General features: G+C 57.0%; 14 protein-coding genes and 3 pseudogenes. 2 read left to right on the top strand and 15 right to left on the bottom strand.

Annotation, left to right across the window (positions count from 1 at the left end; all coding sequences use genetic code 11):
• Positions 1–92: 92 nt before the first annotated feature.
• Both NKJ94_RS35285 and NKJ94_RS35290 read left to right on the top strand, forming a co-directional pair.
• Positions 93–290, top strand: a pseudogene (locus NKJ94_RS35285) (transposase domain-containing protein); the annotation flags it as partial.
• On the top strand, positions 290–586 hold the full coding sequence (locus tag NKJ94_RS35290; protein ID WP_192257152.1) for a hypothetical protein: 297 nt from the start codon (positions 290–292) through the stop codon (positions 584–586). The pseudogene NKJ94_RS35285 and the gene NKJ94_RS35290, both read left to right, overlap by 1 nt.
• 374 nt (positions 587–960) lie before the next feature.
• On the opposite strand, the gene NKJ94_RS35295 is transcribed toward NKJ94_RS35290, so the two are convergent.
• The 15 genes and pseudogenes from NKJ94_RS35295 to NKJ94_RS35365 all read right to left on the bottom strand — a co-directional run.
• Positions 961–1,413, bottom strand: a complete 453-nt coding sequence (locus NKJ94_RS35295) for a ubiquitination-like system serine protease family protein (protein ID WP_352532155.1) — start codon at positions 1,411–1,413, stop codon at positions 961–963.
• A gap of 5 nt (positions 1,414–1,418) precedes the next feature.
• Positions 1,419–2,873 carry a HesA/MoeB/ThiF family protein gene (locus tag NKJ94_RS35300; protein ID WP_352532157.1) on the bottom strand — a complete coding sequence of 485 codons (1,455 nt, stop codon included), beginning with the start codon at positions 2,871–2,873 and terminating at the stop codon, positions 1,419–1,421.
• Positions 2,870–3,292: an E2/UBC family protein gene (locus tag NKJ94_RS35305; RefSeq protein ID WP_352532159.1), complete on the bottom strand. Its 423-nt coding sequence runs from the start codon at positions 3,290–3,292 to the stop codon at positions 2,870–2,872. Before NKJ94_RS35305 ends, NKJ94_RS35300 begins: the two co-directional genes overlap by 4 nt.
• The gene (locus tag NKJ94_RS35310; RefSeq protein WP_352532161.1) at positions 3,292–3,537 is read right to left on the bottom strand and encodes a multiubiquitin domain-containing protein; all 246 of its coding nucleotides are present in this window, start codon (positions 3,535–3,537) and stop codon (positions 3,292–3,294) included. Before NKJ94_RS35310 ends, NKJ94_RS35305 begins: the two co-directional genes overlap by 1 nt.
• A 205-nt stretch (positions 3,538–3,742) precedes the next feature.
• The gene (locus tag NKJ94_RS35315; RefSeq protein ID WP_352532163.1) at positions 3,743–4,297 is read right to left on the bottom strand and encodes an Lrp/AsnC family transcriptional regulator; all 555 of its coding nucleotides are present in this window, start codon (positions 4,295–4,297) and stop codon (positions 3,743–3,745) included.
• Positions 4,298–4,647: 350 nt separating this feature from the next.
• Positions 4,648–6,192 (bottom strand): fumarate hydratase, encoded by a 1,545-nt coding sequence (locus NKJ94_RS35320; protein ID WP_352532165.1) that lies wholly within the window; start codon positions 6,190–6,192, stop codon positions 4,648–4,650.
• Positions 6,185–7,633: an NAD-dependent succinate-semialdehyde dehydrogenase gene (locus tag NKJ94_RS35325; protein WP_352532167.1), complete on the bottom strand. Its 1,449-nt coding sequence runs from the start codon at positions 7,631–7,633 to the stop codon at positions 6,185–6,187. Before NKJ94_RS35325 ends, NKJ94_RS35320 begins: the two co-directional genes overlap by 8 nt.
• Before the next feature lie 194 nt (positions 7,634–7,827).
• Positions 7,828–8,754 (bottom strand): LysR family transcriptional regulator, encoded by a 927-nt coding sequence (locus NKJ94_RS35330; protein WP_352532169.1) that lies wholly within the window; start codon positions 8,752–8,754, stop codon positions 7,828–7,830.
• Positions 8,755–8,875: 121 nt separating this feature from the next.
• The gene (locus tag NKJ94_RS35335) at positions 8,876–9,778 is read right to left on the bottom strand and encodes an HpcH/HpaI aldolase/citrate lyase family protein (RefSeq protein ID WP_352532171.1); all 903 of its coding nucleotides are present in this window, start codon (positions 9,776–9,778) and stop codon (positions 8,876–8,878) included.
• 136 nt (positions 9,779–9,914) lie between these two features.
• Entirely contained in the window at positions 9,915–11,066 is a 1,152-nt protein-coding gene (locus NKJ94_RS35340; protein WP_352532173.1) for a CaiB/BaiF CoA transferase family protein, read from the bottom strand.
• A gap of 14 nt (positions 11,067–11,080) precedes the next feature.
• Positions 11,081–12,334: a methylaspartate ammonia-lyase gene (locus NKJ94_RS35345; RefSeq protein WP_352532175.1), complete on the bottom strand. Its 1,254-nt coding sequence runs from the start codon at positions 12,332–12,334 to the stop codon at positions 11,081–11,083.
• A 169-nt stretch (positions 12,335–12,503) separates the two neighbouring features.
• Positions 12,504–12,830, bottom strand: a complete 327-nt coding sequence (locus NKJ94_RS35350; RefSeq protein WP_352532177.1) for a M20/M25/M40 family metallo-hydrolase — start codon at positions 12,828–12,830, stop codon at positions 12,504–12,506.
• A 20-nt stretch (positions 12,831–12,850) separates the two neighbouring features.
• The gene (locus NKJ94_RS35355) at positions 12,851–13,648 is read right to left on the bottom strand and encodes a M20 family metallopeptidase (protein WP_352532179.1); all 798 of its coding nucleotides are present in this window, start codon (positions 13,646–13,648) and stop codon (positions 12,851–12,853) included.
• Between the two features lie 82 nt (positions 13,649–13,730).
• A pseudogene (locus NKJ94_RS35360) lies at positions 13,731–14,009 on the bottom strand (M24 family metallopeptidase); the annotation flags it as partial.
• A 408-nt stretch (positions 14,010–14,417) separates the two neighbouring features.
• A pseudogene (locus tag NKJ94_RS35365) lies at positions 14,418–14,520 on the bottom strand (transposase); the annotation flags it as partial.
• Positions 14,521–14,936: the final 416 nt, after the last annotated feature.

Here is a 14,936-nt window from a genome sequence, read left to right on the forward strand (position 1 = left end):
ATACTCACCGACTACGACAACGGTCTGTCCAGTCAGCGGGTGAAATGGATAAGTAACAACAACATCGAATCCCGGATTCCGGGCATTATGACGCTGCTTCCGACACCGGCGCGGAGACCTTGGCTCGCGCCATGACAATCATCGAGACGGCCAAGATGAACGGCATCGATCCGCAGGCATATCTCGCAGACGTGCTCGACCGCATTCACGATCACAAGATCAATCGCCTCGACGAGCTGCTTCCCTGGAATTGGTCACCTATCACCGCCATCTCCGCCGAGGCTGCCTGATGGCAACGGTGACCCATGTGTTCAGCATCGACTACGTCGCCAAATTGCTCGATGAAGATGCCGAACTCCTTCAGGCGATCGTCAGCAACGATGACAACCTGAGCTACGGCAGCATCATCAGCGTCTACACCGGACAGGACGAGGCAATAACTTCGCTTACCCGCGACGGAATGGAAGAGCTGGAGCAAATGCTTGCCCATGCGCGCCGCACCGCTGACGAATGGAATGACTTCCTCGAAGCCTTCGTCGATGGCCAAGAACTCATCGCTCGCATCAAAGCGAAATCTCCGCGGTAATAACCGGGCGATTACCCTCCAAAAGCAGTCTTGAATCATGCTACGGTCAAAAAGGGAATCCTAAGAGTCCGCACCACCTAGGGCATCGTATTTCGAGATTGCACCGCCCGAGGGCTGCCATCCCAAATTCCCAGCAGAATCTCGACGATGCATTCTTCGTGCACACAAGCTGATGCGCACGTGGCAGCACGCATTGGGCTGATCAGGATTACCACCGTACTCTCAAAACCGATCCGCAGCGTTATGGTTATGAAGGCGTTCAGATCGCTGAGTGACGCGGCAGGCTCCGAATGCTCGAGAAGCCGCCCGGGGTCTCCTCATCAATTGCGAACGCCCTCATCGCACCACATCGGTCCACGATCCCAGGACGTGCTCTAGATTCTTCTTTCGTATAGATCTGGACGGGCTCGCCAAGGCTCGACACCGGTATCCGCACACCAGTATACTCTTCCGTCCCTAAGCCAGAAATGGCTCATGCACCCTTTGTTTTTCCAGACAGAGGGATGCAAAGTCGGCCTCCCGTCTTGGCTTAGTTCGATTCGCCACCTGGGGTTATGCGGCGGATGCATCGGTAACGAAACGACCTCGCCACAGCCACAGGGACACCTAAAGAGCGACCAGTATGGCCGCCCTTTGTGCACCACCGTGATGAACTGTCCTGGCCTGACCCTGTCATTCGGAGGTGATTTTTCGACCACTTCATTCCGAGCGAAAAGTATACCCGGAAGTCGCTCCTCAGAAGGAGTCCTGTTGGATGCTTTTGGAGTACGTGGACCGAGGATGATTTCCTCCAGCCGCCACACGAGCCTTAGCAGCCAAGACCACATACGAATTAACTCGGCTTACCTAGCGACGGCATATCGAGCCGATAGCCATCCTCAGGCTTGAGCAATAAGCCATTCGGACCACAGCAAAAGCATTCGGCATTGTCCTTTGGCATATTGCTGTGAATTGCCATATGCACGAAGTCGTACCATATATTATCGCGGCTAATGTCGCTAGGAAGCCGTCGGTAGGGGCGCACCAGATCAAACAATGTCGCTACGGCCATATCGGCAGTCGCACTGGTGAAAGGACCTACGCCGGGAGCCCGCTCGCCGCCCCCGACTAGATAGAACTCCGTCCGAAGCGTTTCTGGATCCAGCTCCGCCAACTCCGGACGTTCCTTTAGCGCACTCTCATAACTGAGCTTTTCCTCGGTGACGACGCCTTGGCACCTCAAGCACGCACCAAATTCGGGAAGAACTGTGCTAACCCGGCCTCTATGGTCGCGCAGATAAGGCTGACGCTCCTGGTCGAAATCAATCTTGCCAGTGAGTCCGCAGTCTATAAGGCCCTGGCAGTAGTAGTACACTGCCTGATTGAGGACCTCCCTTCCAGCAACATCGTCAGTACAGCCGAACACTAGGTCAGCGCTGGAGATTGCATCTATCGCTTCTGGAGACTCGTTCACATATGCCGGGATGGCAGCGACAGCTACCGATAAACCTAGGTCTCGTATGTATCGGGCCAACGTGGCTGCTTTACTCTCGCCGATATCGCAACTGCGATATCCGCGGACGCGATTGAGATTGCTATCTTCGAGCAAATCCCCATCGATAATGATGAGTTCGCCAACGCCGGCGCGGGCGGCGAGTGTGGCGACCGACGATCCCGTTCCACCACCTCCGACGATTGCGATACGCAACGATCTGAGCTTCTCGTTGAAAGGCTTGCCAAAGGCAGCTTCCTGGCGCCGCAGCACTTCCGATGGAGTGGCATCATCTGCCTTGCCGAGATGAACTGCCAAGTCAGCCCCGAGCACACAGACATGCCGGACATCAGTCACGCTGTCAGGGGTCGCACCCGACCGAACTCTCGCACGCCACTGCCCGTCAGCCAAAACGATCGCGATAAGCGACACATCACGGCCGTTGCAGCCAGCGTATCCCCTCAGAATGCTTTGTTCGTTCAGATCATCCTTCGTCGAGAAATCCAAAACGCCTCTTGGATGACTGTGGGCGAATCCCAACTCGAGCCGTTCCCGCTCGCAAAGAATGTAGATGTCCTGAAACCTGCGCAGATTAATGCGCAAGTGAACCGGGGAGCTCTCTAATATCCAGTCGCCATCCATCTCAATCACGTCAACCGCCACAAAACGCGTTGACGGCGACAGTCCCGCTACGGTCCTTTCCATTTTGCGGAAGAGAACCAGCGCGCCGCGCTCGTGACCGTCAGGGTGCCCCGTCAACCAACTCTTGAGCCTGTTGTCGAGAGAACCGGTAATGGAAATGCGATGTCCGTTCATGAACGCCTCGCGTCAGGGTATCTAAACGCCCACGAAATCCGATCCATAATCGTTTGGACGTTGTCGACCTTTGCTTTCCAAGGATTTCCATTCCAGTGCCTAGACCAGCGGCAAAACACCACGCCTGCGTGAGTACGTGAATCCTCATTGGGACTAGGCCCGCCAGTGTTTGGTATCAACCCACCGTCAGCCCTATGCAATCGCGGGTGTACCCAGAACATGTCGCCCCCCGAGATATTGTAGTTCTGCGGAATGACATACAATATATCGACCGCATCCGCGGGCTTTTCATCTGCCACATAAACGCCTTTCGGCAGCGGAAAGTTTTTGAATATAAGAAACCGGGCACCCTCTTGTTCCTCAAAATTGAGACCGGCTTTTTTAAGAATCTCGTAGTCAGAATCGAACAACAGTGGCATTATGCATTTCCGGCTTCGGAGCTTGCATCCTGGGCGTAAAACTTTTCGATCCCCGGCTGTCGCAGGTCGATTGAGTCATCCGCCCCAACCAGCCGACCGGGATGGCCTGCTACTTTCATATACAAGTCCATGCTATCTGGTATGCCAGGACCAAGGCCTCGCACTTCGGCGCCGGTTATGAACTGACTGCTCCATTCGTAACTTTCGTTTTCGATTTTGAATTTGTACTTTTCGTGCGCAGCCATAAGCATTCATCCTCTTTCGCAGTTTCTCGGTTGCCGGATTGCTCAAGCGCATCGTTGCTTTCCGCACGATAAATTGACGGAGCACACCCGGCCGACCCGGCTCTTTATACCGGAAATGCCTCTCAGATTTCGCGGGAATGTACGTCTTTGGCCAATAGATTCTCGGAATTGGCGCCGATCACCGTGGAATCAGCGCTTCAGGCGTTTATCTTTGTTTTAGGGAGGACAAGGGAATTGGTGAATTGGATTTCACTGGTTTCGTGACGACAAGGCTGTAGTATTGCTCGATCCCCAAACCGGCCTGTAGCAGTCCCTCCATGAAATCTTGATACGCAGCCATGGAAGGCGAAGAAACGCGCATCAGATAGTCGATCCGCCCCCCGATAGCCCAGCAGTCGAGGATTTCCGGAATCTCTTGGATCGCGGTCTCGAAGTGTCGTTGATCCTCGAGACGATGGCGGTCCAAAACCACCTCCACCATTACAGAGATGATGCCCCCGATGAGGGCTGGACTGAGGCGCGCGTAGAACCCCTCAATGACCCCTGCGGCTTCGAGCACACGGAGCCGCTCCGAACAGGCTGAAGCTGAAAGGTGAACACGCTTTGCGAGCTCGCTTTTCGAAATCCGACCATCTGATTGGATTTCCGAGAGAATCCTCAGATCCCAACCGTCTAGTTGCACGGGGCAGGATTGCGACTTCATGATCTTGCTCTCAAACGGTTGTCGAAAAGGGCAATTGGTGCCCAGCAATTTTATCATCAATTGAAGCGAGCGAATGTAGTGGACATATCTGTTTCGGCCCGAAACGCGTCCGTGTGAGGTTATCGAATGTCAGGTGACCAAGCAGAAGGGATGCAGAACAGTTGGGCTTTGCCTTCCCCTACCCGGGTCCGGTGCTTGACCTGATTGGCCAGCTAGACAGCACCGAGCGTTGATCGCATGGCCGGCAGGTCGATGCAGTCTTTACTCTGAGCGTTTGGCATCGAGAGCGACTTGAAAGCCTTTCTTGTCTGGCTCGCCGAGGAGCAGAACCACAAATGGCCGCTAGCGTTACCGATACGGCCCAAAATCCGAGACGGGACTCTGGTCGGATCGCCCGGTCGGTGGACTCAAACGCCGATGCTGCGTGCGATGCTATCGGCCGCCATGCGCTTTCGCCACTCGAGAGGCCCGGAATTGTGAATGGAGTTTCCCTCGACATCGACAGCCATGATGACCGGCATGTCCTGCACCTCGAATTCATAAATGGCTTCCATGCCCAGGTCTTCAAAGGCAACGATCCGCGCCGCCTTGATCGATTTTGAAATCAGGTACGCAGCGCCACCCACTGCGATGAGATAGGGCGTTCTGTGACTGACAATCGACTCGATGGCCGCCGGGCCCCTCTCCGCTTTGCCGACCATCGCGTATAGCCCTGTCTCGGCGAGTATCTTTTCAGTAAAAACGTCCATACGGCTGGAGGTTGTCGGGCCAGCCGGCCCGACGACCTCATCTCTTACCGCGCGGACCGGTCCGACGTAGTAGATTACGCGTCCCCGCAGATCGACCGGGAGCGGCTTGCCGGCATCGATCAGATCGATCATTCGCTGGTGGGCGGCGTCACGGCCCGTCAGCATCTTTCCGGACAGAAGAAGGGTTTCTCCGCAGCGCCAGGATGCCGTGTCTTCCTTCGTGAGCGCATCGAGATTTATCCGCCGGACGTCGGTTGTGTGCAAATCCTCATGACCGATCTGGGGCCATTCGGAAAAGTCAGGTGGCTCGAGCTGGATGGGTCCCGAGCCGTTCAAGGTGAACTTCAGGTGTCGGTTGGCCGCACATTGCGGAATGAGCGCGACGGGCTTCGACGCGGCATGTGTATGACAGGTAGCAACCTTCACGTCCACGACCGTGGTCAGGCCGCCTAGGCCCTGAGCACCGATGCCTAGCGCATTAATTCTTTCGTAAAGCTCGATCCGCAGCGCGTCCTCCGCGTTTGACGGCCCCCTGGCGATCAGTTCGGACATATCGATGGGCTCGTTCATGGCCTCCTTAGCCAGCAGCATCGCCTTTTCAGCGCTGCCACCGATGCCGACCGAGATCAGGCCGGGCGGACACCATCCGCTGCCCAGCGTCGAAACGGTGTCGACTACCCAGTCGGCAACGGACGCACTGGGGTTCAGGGTGGTGAAACGCGCCTTGTTTTCGGACCCGCCCCCTTTTGCTGCGATAGTGATCTCAATGTTGTTGCCGGGCACGAGGTCGACGTGGACGACCGCCGGCGTGTTGTCTCGCGTGTTCACCCGCCCGGCAAGCGGATCCGAGACGATCGATGGTCGAAGGGGATTGTCGGGGTCGAGATATGCTTGGCGGACGCCCTCATTCACGAGGTCAGCGAAACTGGCCGTTGACTGGATGCGTACGCCCATGCCGACCTTTGCAAAGACCACCACAAGACCGGTGTCCTGGCAGATCGGGCGCCGTCCGAAGGCCGCCATGCGAGAGTTCAGCAAAATCTGGCCGATGGCGTTCTTGGCCGACGGACTCTGTTCGCGCGCGTATGCCTGCGACAGGTACCGGATGTAGTCGGGGGGATGGTAGTAGGAGATGTACTGAAGGGCGTCGGCGACGCTCTTTGTAATATCCTTGCCGGCAATGGTTCGTGTTTGTTTATTCACCGAATTCTCGTCCGAATGACCCAAGCCCGTTGACTAATTTCATGCTTTGGAAGCTCCGCAATCCCTGCTCGCCCCCCTCATATCCGTACCCGCTTTGTTTGACGCCACCGTATGGTGCATCTGCGGAAACCCCTTTCAGGTAATTTACACTGATCGCGCCTGCCGAAAGACCGCCGATCAGCGCCCGTTTCGCATCGGTGGCGCCGGTGAAGAAGTAGGCAGCCAAGCCATACTCAGTGGCGTTGGCTTCTTCGATCGCCTCGTCGATCGTGTCGAACGGCGCCACGGTGAGGATCGGCCCGAACGGCTCGTCATGAAGCACTCTGGCATCCTTTGGCACGCCTGTCAGGATCGTTGGCGGCCAGTAAAAACCCGGTTGGTCGAGGCGGGTGCCACCGGTTTCGATGGTGGCGCCGCGGTCGACCGCATCCGTGACTAGGCGCTGCATGGCCTCGATTCGCCGAGCATCTGCCATTGGCCCCATCTCAGTCGCCGGATCGTCCGGTGGACCGATCTTGATCTTGCGGGCGACTTCGGTCATCCGGGACAGGAATTCCTCATAGAGAGGCCGCGCGACGAGGATCCTGCTGGGCGCATTGCAGCTTTGCCCCGCGCACTCGAACTTGTATTCTGAGATTGCCGGTATAGCTTTTGCGAGGTCGGCATCGTCGCATACAATGACTGGGGAGTGCCCACCGAGTTCGAGGATGCACCGCTGCAAGTTGTTCGCGGCGAGCGTGGCGAGCTGTTTTCCAACCTCGGTAGAGCCCGTAAATGTCAAGCCCCTGACAATCGGCGAGCTGAGGAGATGCCGGGAAATTTGCACCGGAACGCCAAAGACGAGATTGACCACGCCGTCCGGAATACCCGCTTGTTGCAAGGCTTCGACGAAATGGACAGCCGCGCTTGGTGTCTCTTCAGCCCCCTTGAGGATCACGGGGCAGCCTGCCGCCAAAGCGGGGGCGAGCTTGCGGGCGATGAGAACGGCGGGATAGTTCCAAGGCGTAAACGCAGCAACGACGCCAACTGGCTCGGGGACGATCATCCGGTTCGGGCCCATCGGAATAGGGGCCGACAACTGTTCGGCGTGCGTTCCGTTCCACTCCAGCGTTTCGACAGCGCGCGCGTACTCGCCTGTTGCTTCGGCAACCGTCTTTCCCTGTTCTGCTGATAGGTCCCTAGCTGCCGCTTCAACCTTCGCTGCCAGAATCCTGGCGGCTGCTACGAGAATCTCGCCACGATCTTTTGCAGGCCGTGAGGACCAGGCCTTGCGGCTGCGCTCTGCCGAAGCGAGGGCCTCATCCAGATCCGGTATCGTCGCCGAGGCCACCGAGGCAAATACCATCTCCGTCGCCGGATTTATTACCGGCAGAGTGGCTCCGCTACCACCGGCTCGCCATCTGCCGTTAATGAACAGCTGATAGGTCGTAGTGTGGGACATCGCATGCTCCGCTTGAGTATTTCTGCCGATGCGAGACCCGCCGGTATCGAACCTAGGCCCGCTTCACTGCAGTTTCCTCGCTTTGATCGCGTCCGGTCAAATATGGAATATCGCCCAAAACCATCTGGAATCCAGATTGATATCGCGCAAGCAGCCGCGGAGGAGCGATAGTACTGAACTGGTACGGGATGTGCCTAAGCACGGTCCGGAGCCGTGGCTGACCAGTGCTTGCTCTCGATCAATGTCCTGACGACCTTGGGGATCAGCTTGCGAACCGCAGAGACGGCTGGAGAGCGCTCATCCCTCGGATTGACGGCGAGCACAACGGAACGGGTAATCACTGGATCAATGATTTTAACCGTCCGGACTTGGCCTTGAGACGCCTCTTTCTGAATGGCTGACGGAGTCAGAATAGAATAGGCCTTTCCTTCCATGACCATATTGATGATCGTAGAAAGGGAGTCGACTTCGAATCTGACGTCCAGCACACAACCGTGCTGCGCAACGACATCAGCCACCGAACGCCTGACGTTGTTGTTACGCATCGGAACCGCCAGCGGAAACGCATGCAGGTCGGCGAGCGGTATCGAATCTTCGAAAGGCGGTTCACCCCGAGGAACCACTAGGCAAAACTCTTCGCGGGCCAGCACGGTCATTTGCCCCACGCTCTCCGCAGTGCGGTACAGGACTGCCAGATTGAAGCGGCCAGCAGCCATCCACTCCTCCAGCGGTCCAGTCATGCCCTCGATCATCTTAAGTGAGATCCTCGGCAATTCGCTTCTCATTGATTCAAGCAGGGGACCGCTAAGGACGCGAGCGGCTCCGGACGGAATGCCAATGGTCACCTCTCCGGAAGGAGCAGCCACCGAGCTTGTCAGTTCCGCCTCAGTGAGCTGAATTTCCTTTAGGATGATCCGCGCGCGCTCAAGCAGCTTGTCTCCCGACGCGGTGACGCTGACACCGGTCCTATCGCGCACCAGCAGCTGGGTGCCAAATCCTTCCTCCAGTTGACGCACATGCAGGCTTAGAGCGCTTTGAGCAACGTTGAGGGTCGCAGCTGCCTTCGTGAAACTGCCGGCTTCGACGACGCCGACAAAGTATCTTAACTGCCTGATGTCCACGATGAACAAATCCAAACCGGGGCATGATCCCCAGTGCCTTCTTATCTATCTCGAAACGAGATGGCAGGCAAGCATATTCGGGCCATGTCTCGAAAACCACCGTGTCCGGCTGCTGATAAGGTCAGTTATTGCTGGCGAGAGCCAGGATCTCCTGGGCGCGCCGCACCACTGGTGGATCAATCATCTTACCATTAAACGAGAATGCAGACAGTCCACGCGTGGCGGCATCGTTATGCGCCGCGATGACGCGTCGGGCCCACTCGAGTTCCTCTGCGCTTGGCGAGAAAGCCTCATTGAATATCGCCACCTGTGTCGGATGGATCGCCAAAGCTCCGGCAAAGCCAAGCCGCCGCGCATACGCCGCGGCTTCACGAAGTTTATCAGGATCGGAGAACTCGCCGATGCTTCCTATGAAGCCAAGCGGGAGCAACCCCGCCGCGCGGGCGGCAAAAAGAACAGAGAGGTTCGGCGCCAACAGAAGGTCGAATTCCGGGGCGCCGCCAACAGCGGCACTGAAGTCCTCAGGACCAAGCGCCATTGCGACCATTCTTGGATGCGCCGACGCAATGGCCGCGAGCCTTTGCAAGGCGCCCGGGGTCTCGATCTGGGCAAGGAACCGGATGCGTCCCAGCGGAAGATTTCTTTCTCGTTCAAGGACCGAAACCGCATTTGCGATCTCTGATACCCACTCTGCCGATTCCGTCTTGGGAAGAACTAGTGCGTCAACACCTTCCAATACAGCTGCATCGAAATCGGCCGCCAAAGCGCGCAAACCGCGATTCACGCGGACCAATACCGACGCACCCTTGCGACCCACCTTTGCCACTGATGCAGAAAGCCGCCGCCGTGCCTCATCCTTCTGATCCTGCGGAACGGAGTCCTCGAGATCGAGTATGACGCCGTCTGCCCCGCGTTCATGGGCCGCCTCCACAAAGCGCGGAACGTGAGCGGGAACGAAGAGCAGGGATCTCCAGCGGGGTACAGACATCGACCTTTCAACCGCCGGAACGGTGTTCTTGATCATGGAGTCACCTCTCCGGTCAATTTTTGCGACGGCGGTGGCAGTAAGCTTGCTGGGTCGCCGATGCGCTGAGGTGACCCGAAGTATCCACGCTCTGTGTAAATCGCGAGCGCACCCACCTTACTTACAAGACGGGCGCTCACGCTGACGCGGCTCTTTCGCGCAAAAGTCCCAGAACCTCCTCGCGGACAGCCTCGGTATGAGCACCAAGAGCCGGAACTGGGCGCAGCGAGGGGCGCTCGGAGTTGAAAATCGCCGCGGGCGCTATCGTATCAACAGTTCCTTCAGGTGTAGCAACCTGCACCCTGCGAATGTGTGGATGCCTTGAAACATCCACCACTTCGTTCAGTCGGCCATATGCCAAGCCGGCCGCCTCGAGCTCCTGCATTGCTTCGTGGCAGGATAATTCAGAAAACCGCCGTTCAATGATCTCATCAAGTTGCGCACTGTGGCCGAGGCGCTCCATATTGTCAGCAAAACCAGGTGCGCGTGTAAGCCCCGGCTGCTTCAGGAATTTCTCGCAGAAATTTACCCATTCGCGGTCATTCTGAACTGAAAAGATGACATCTTTGCCGTCGGCGCAACGGTAGGCCCCATACGGCGCCAGCGACGGGTGTTTCACGCCGGCGCGAATCGTGGAATAGTCGCTGTAGTCGTTTTGAAGGACCGGAACATTCATCCAATCGGCGACCGCATCGAACAGTGACACCTGGATGCTGGTGCCTGCGCCGGTGACCTCGCGGTGATAGAGGGCCTGAAGAATGGCGCTATGCGCTGTCATGCCCGCCGAGATGTCACAAACCGAGACCCCTACACGCGCAGGGCCTTGTTGGTTGCCGGTGATCGCGCATAGACCTGTTTCAGCCTGGACGATGAGATCATAAGCCTTCAAGTGGGAATACGGCCCTTTCTGCCCGAAACCAGAGATGTCGCAGGTGATCAGCCGCGGATATCGTCGACGGAGATCAGCAGACGCGAAACCCAGTTTTTCGATGCTGCCCGGCTTCAGATTCTGGATGAAGACGTCAGCACTGGCGATGAGCGATCCTAGGACGGCCCGGTCCGCCTCTGACCTCAGGTCCAGACACACCGATTCCTTACCCCGGTTGAGCCAGACGAAATAAGCGCTCTGTCCCCGCACCAGTTTATCGTAATGTCGCGCAAAGTCCCCTTCGGGCCTTTCGATCTTGATCACCCGGGCGCCGGCGTCCGCAAGGCGAGACGACGCATAAGGTGCGGCCACGGCCTGCTCCACGGCTACGACGATGATCCCCTGAAGAGAGTTCTGCATGCGACACCGTGCTTTTATCCAACGTTTTCGTTTTGAGTCCGACGACGGTTCAGCATCGCCAGCAACCGGTTCTGTTCGTTCCCGACGATGGAAAATGCCTCGTCGACACCCATTCCGGGCTTTGCAAGCATCATGTCGGCCTGGGTCGCCACCGATACGTGGACAGAAGCCTGCGCGGAGAGATCTGTCTCGGTACAGCTTCCCCCGACATACGCTCCGACCTTGTTTTCCTTGCAGAGGAGAACGGCCCGCGCTGTGTCGGCAATTGAGCCGACATCGGGCGTCTTGATTTGAACGAGATGCGTGGCCTTGGCATCGGCAAAGAGCCGAATATCTTCAAGCGTATTGCATCTCTCATCCACGACAATGCGCGCGCTGGAACTCCGGTTGTCCAAAATCGATACGATCTTGGCGTAGTTCTCAATTTGAGCCCGAGTCGAACCAAAATCCGCCGGGGATTCGATGTTGATCGTGAAATCCGGGACGGCATCTGCAACCTTGCAGATAAAGTCGGCGATCCTTTGCGGCTCCAGTCCGATTTCCTGGCCGATCCAGCCATACACATCGAAATGCAGCACCGGATGATAGCCCGGGCGGCCGATTTGGCGCGTACGCGTTGCAACCCACTTCACGAACTCCATGAAGGTCTGGCCGTCTACGCCGAATTTCTGCCGCGAGTTGATCAGGCCGTGGGGCAGTACATCCACACCCTTCAGGATCATTTTGTCTACATTGATTTCGCGAGCGTCACCGCTCTGGCAGTAAATTGGGACGCGGCACGTCGGTAGCGGCAGATCGAACTCCGCGCAGATGATCTCCGCCATTGTCTTGCGCTGTAGGTGGGCGGCTGCGCGAAGCAGCGCTTGGCTCACGCCATACTCGACAGCCAGAGGTAAGCGCAGATGATCGACAGGTTCAAAAACCTTTACGCAAGAAGTACGAAACCGAGATACATCGACATCAAAAAGCCGCGGCGCGATCACGCGCGATGTGAAAACTGATATCTGATTGGCGTCGAACAAAGGATCGCGTCCACCGGCACCAGAGTACTGAACGTTCATCATGTCGCCCCAAACAACGGTCTCGTCGGAAAGGACGAGCCCGATGCTGAGCGAAGATGCTGGAATGCGGATCGATGTGAAGCCAGGCGTTATCGGTTCGCCGACATAGCGGAAGCCGTCCTGGGTCGCACCGGATCTAATGGCGGTCTGATCGTCATAGAAAAATGCGCCGTTGCCGGGCGCGAGGAGGACATCTTTGATCTGCACTTCAGCTCGCTCGATCGGACTGCGTTGACGGCCTATGTAGTTCGCCTATCCCCCAAGCATGCGCCACTTAACCCAGAGTTCGCCAATATAATGTCCCGGCCCCCGCCATCGTGTTTTCAGATGACTGCGCGCCTTTTCTTGGTAGACCCGATGCGCCAAGGCGCATCTTTCAGACGAGTTTCGCTTGCAGGCGCGAAAGCATTTTCAGGCAGCTCTTGAGCTGATCGATGTCGACGAACTCATTTGGCTTGTGGGCCTGCTCGATCGAGCCAGGCCCGCAGATGATAGCGGGTATGCCCGCTTCCTGGAAAAGACTGGCCTCGGTACCGAACGCGACGACGTCAGCCCCATTGGCACCGGTGATTACATAGACGATATCACGTGCCTCCGACTGCGCCACGACCTGAAGTCCTTTCACCTCGCCGACGACGTTCGTTTCGATACCGGCAGAGGATGACACGGCTTGCATTTCCGGCAGGAGCTGCTGATTGATCAAAGTGTCGAGGCTCTCTTTGACTAGGGCGGCGTCCGATGGCTGAACTGGGCCATTTCCCATTCTGCAGAGCAGTTCCCGGCAATGATGTTGCGGCCGGCGCCACCGAAAATGCGCCCGACCTGAATAGTAGCCCAAGGTTGATCGAAGCGGCTTCCCGCCATCGCGCGATCCTTCAGTCTGAGCTCCATCAGATGTGTAATGAATCGCGCTGCGTGCTGAATTGCGTTAACCCCGAGGTCTGGCTGGGACCCGTGGCCCTCAAGGCCTACGAAGTGGGTGGTATATTCGTAGCATCCCTTGTGGCCTTCGATGACCCGCATCATCGTCGGCTCACCAATTAAGGCGGCCGAGGGCTTTATTTCACGTCGGGCCAATTCCTTCATCAGCGCCTGAGCGCCAAAGCAGCCCACTTTCTCATCGTAGGTAAAGGCAAAATGCGGCCGAACAAGGTTGAGTTCCGCCATGCCCCGCGCCGTGGCGAGACAGCACGCCACAAATCCCTTCATGTCGCATGTGCCTCGACCATGAGCCGTCCTTCGCTCTCCAGCATCTTGAATGGTGCTCGACCATTTCTGGCCTTCGACAGGCACGACGTCAGAATGGCCGGAGAGCACCACACCCCCTTCCCCATCAGGACCGAAGGTCACGAAGAGATTGGCCTTTCGTCCGTTCTTCGTTGTGCTGCAGGAAAACTCGCGCGGGCCGAAGAAATCGGCCAAATAGTTCACCATGGCAAGGTTGGAGTCGGAGGAAATGGTCGAGAACGCGACTAGCTTATCAAGTATCTGTTTCGTGTCTTCGATCGTTGTGACTAACATTACGAGCTCCACCAAGTTTGTGCGAGCGGCTAGGTCTCAGCGTCCGTAAGCGGATTTCAGTTTTTAACGAAGAGTTTGCGGGGGCCAAGCACTCCATGCCGGTCTCGGTGATGAGGACGGTCTCGGTCATTTCAAAGCCCAGTCTTCCATCCACAGACAGGTCATGAAGTGGAAGGTCATGCCGGGCTGAAGCTCGGTCATGTCACCACGGCGCAGGCTTATGGTGTGTTCACCCCAGTCCGGCGGATAGGCGCAACCGACCGAATAGCCGACCCGATCTTCTTTTAATGTTCAAGGACGTCGCAGAATGCGATTGCGATATCCTCGCCTTCGCCCCCGGCTTGCAGACTGCAAACCCAGCCAACTGCAGACGGCAGCAGTATTGGAGTCCGATTGTGCCGCAACATCGGAGAGGATCTTCGAAAGCTCAGCCCCGACTCTCTGTTGCGAGCTCTGCGGTGGTCACAATGTAGATCGGGATCAGCTATTTAGCACTGCCTTCCCTCAGAGTTGCGATGAAGGTACCATTGTCGCCGCTCTGCGGGCGCAAAGATTCTGTAAATTTGGTTGAAGGATCTGTTGCAGTGTTGGAGCGTCTCGTTGAATTTCTGAGATTGCGACGTTCAAGGGGACGCAAGTTCGCCCCGCGTGCCAGATGTCTTGGCTGATCGTGGTGTCTTTGAAATTGTTTGTCTTTTGCTCGTTGGCGAAGAGCTCGACCTCTGCATGAAGCGTGCTCTGGTTACCCTTCAATGCCACAGCGACCAGTTCCGTTCTCGTCCTCAAGCTGCTTCAGCCGCGTCATCTCTGTCGGCAGCAGTCCGTCGTATTTCTTTCCAGTTGAAGTAGGTCGTCTGGGTGATACCCGCCCGCGAGATCTCGGCTCGCGCTCTGCTTCAGAATAACGCTTCTGCGCGTCCGAACTTCGGTGCCTCCATCGTCTTCCGCTCCTCCAGCCAAGGACGTCAACCCCGGAAAACGGTGGCCAAAGCGCGCTCATTAATTGAAGCGAGCAAGTGTAGTGGACATATCTGTCTTCGGCCCGAAACGCGTCAGTGTGAGGTCCTTGAATGTCAGGTGAGAGCGAACCAAGCAGAAGGGATGTAGAACAGGTGGGCTATTGCCCTCCCTTATCCCGGCGATAACGGCGGGCATTTTGGCATCGAGAGGTACGCATCCGGTGAAGCTTTCAATTACCCACATCGTCGGCGGGGCCTATTGCCGCGTATGAATCTGCCGTGATTCTGTCTGTGACGCCGAATCACGGAGGCGTCACGGATGCGAGACA

It is taken from the genome of Mesorhizobium sp. M0060, from assembly GCF_040323155.1.
Lineage (GTDB): Bacteria > Pseudomonadota > Alphaproteobacteria > Rhizobiales > Rhizobiaceae > Mesorhizobium.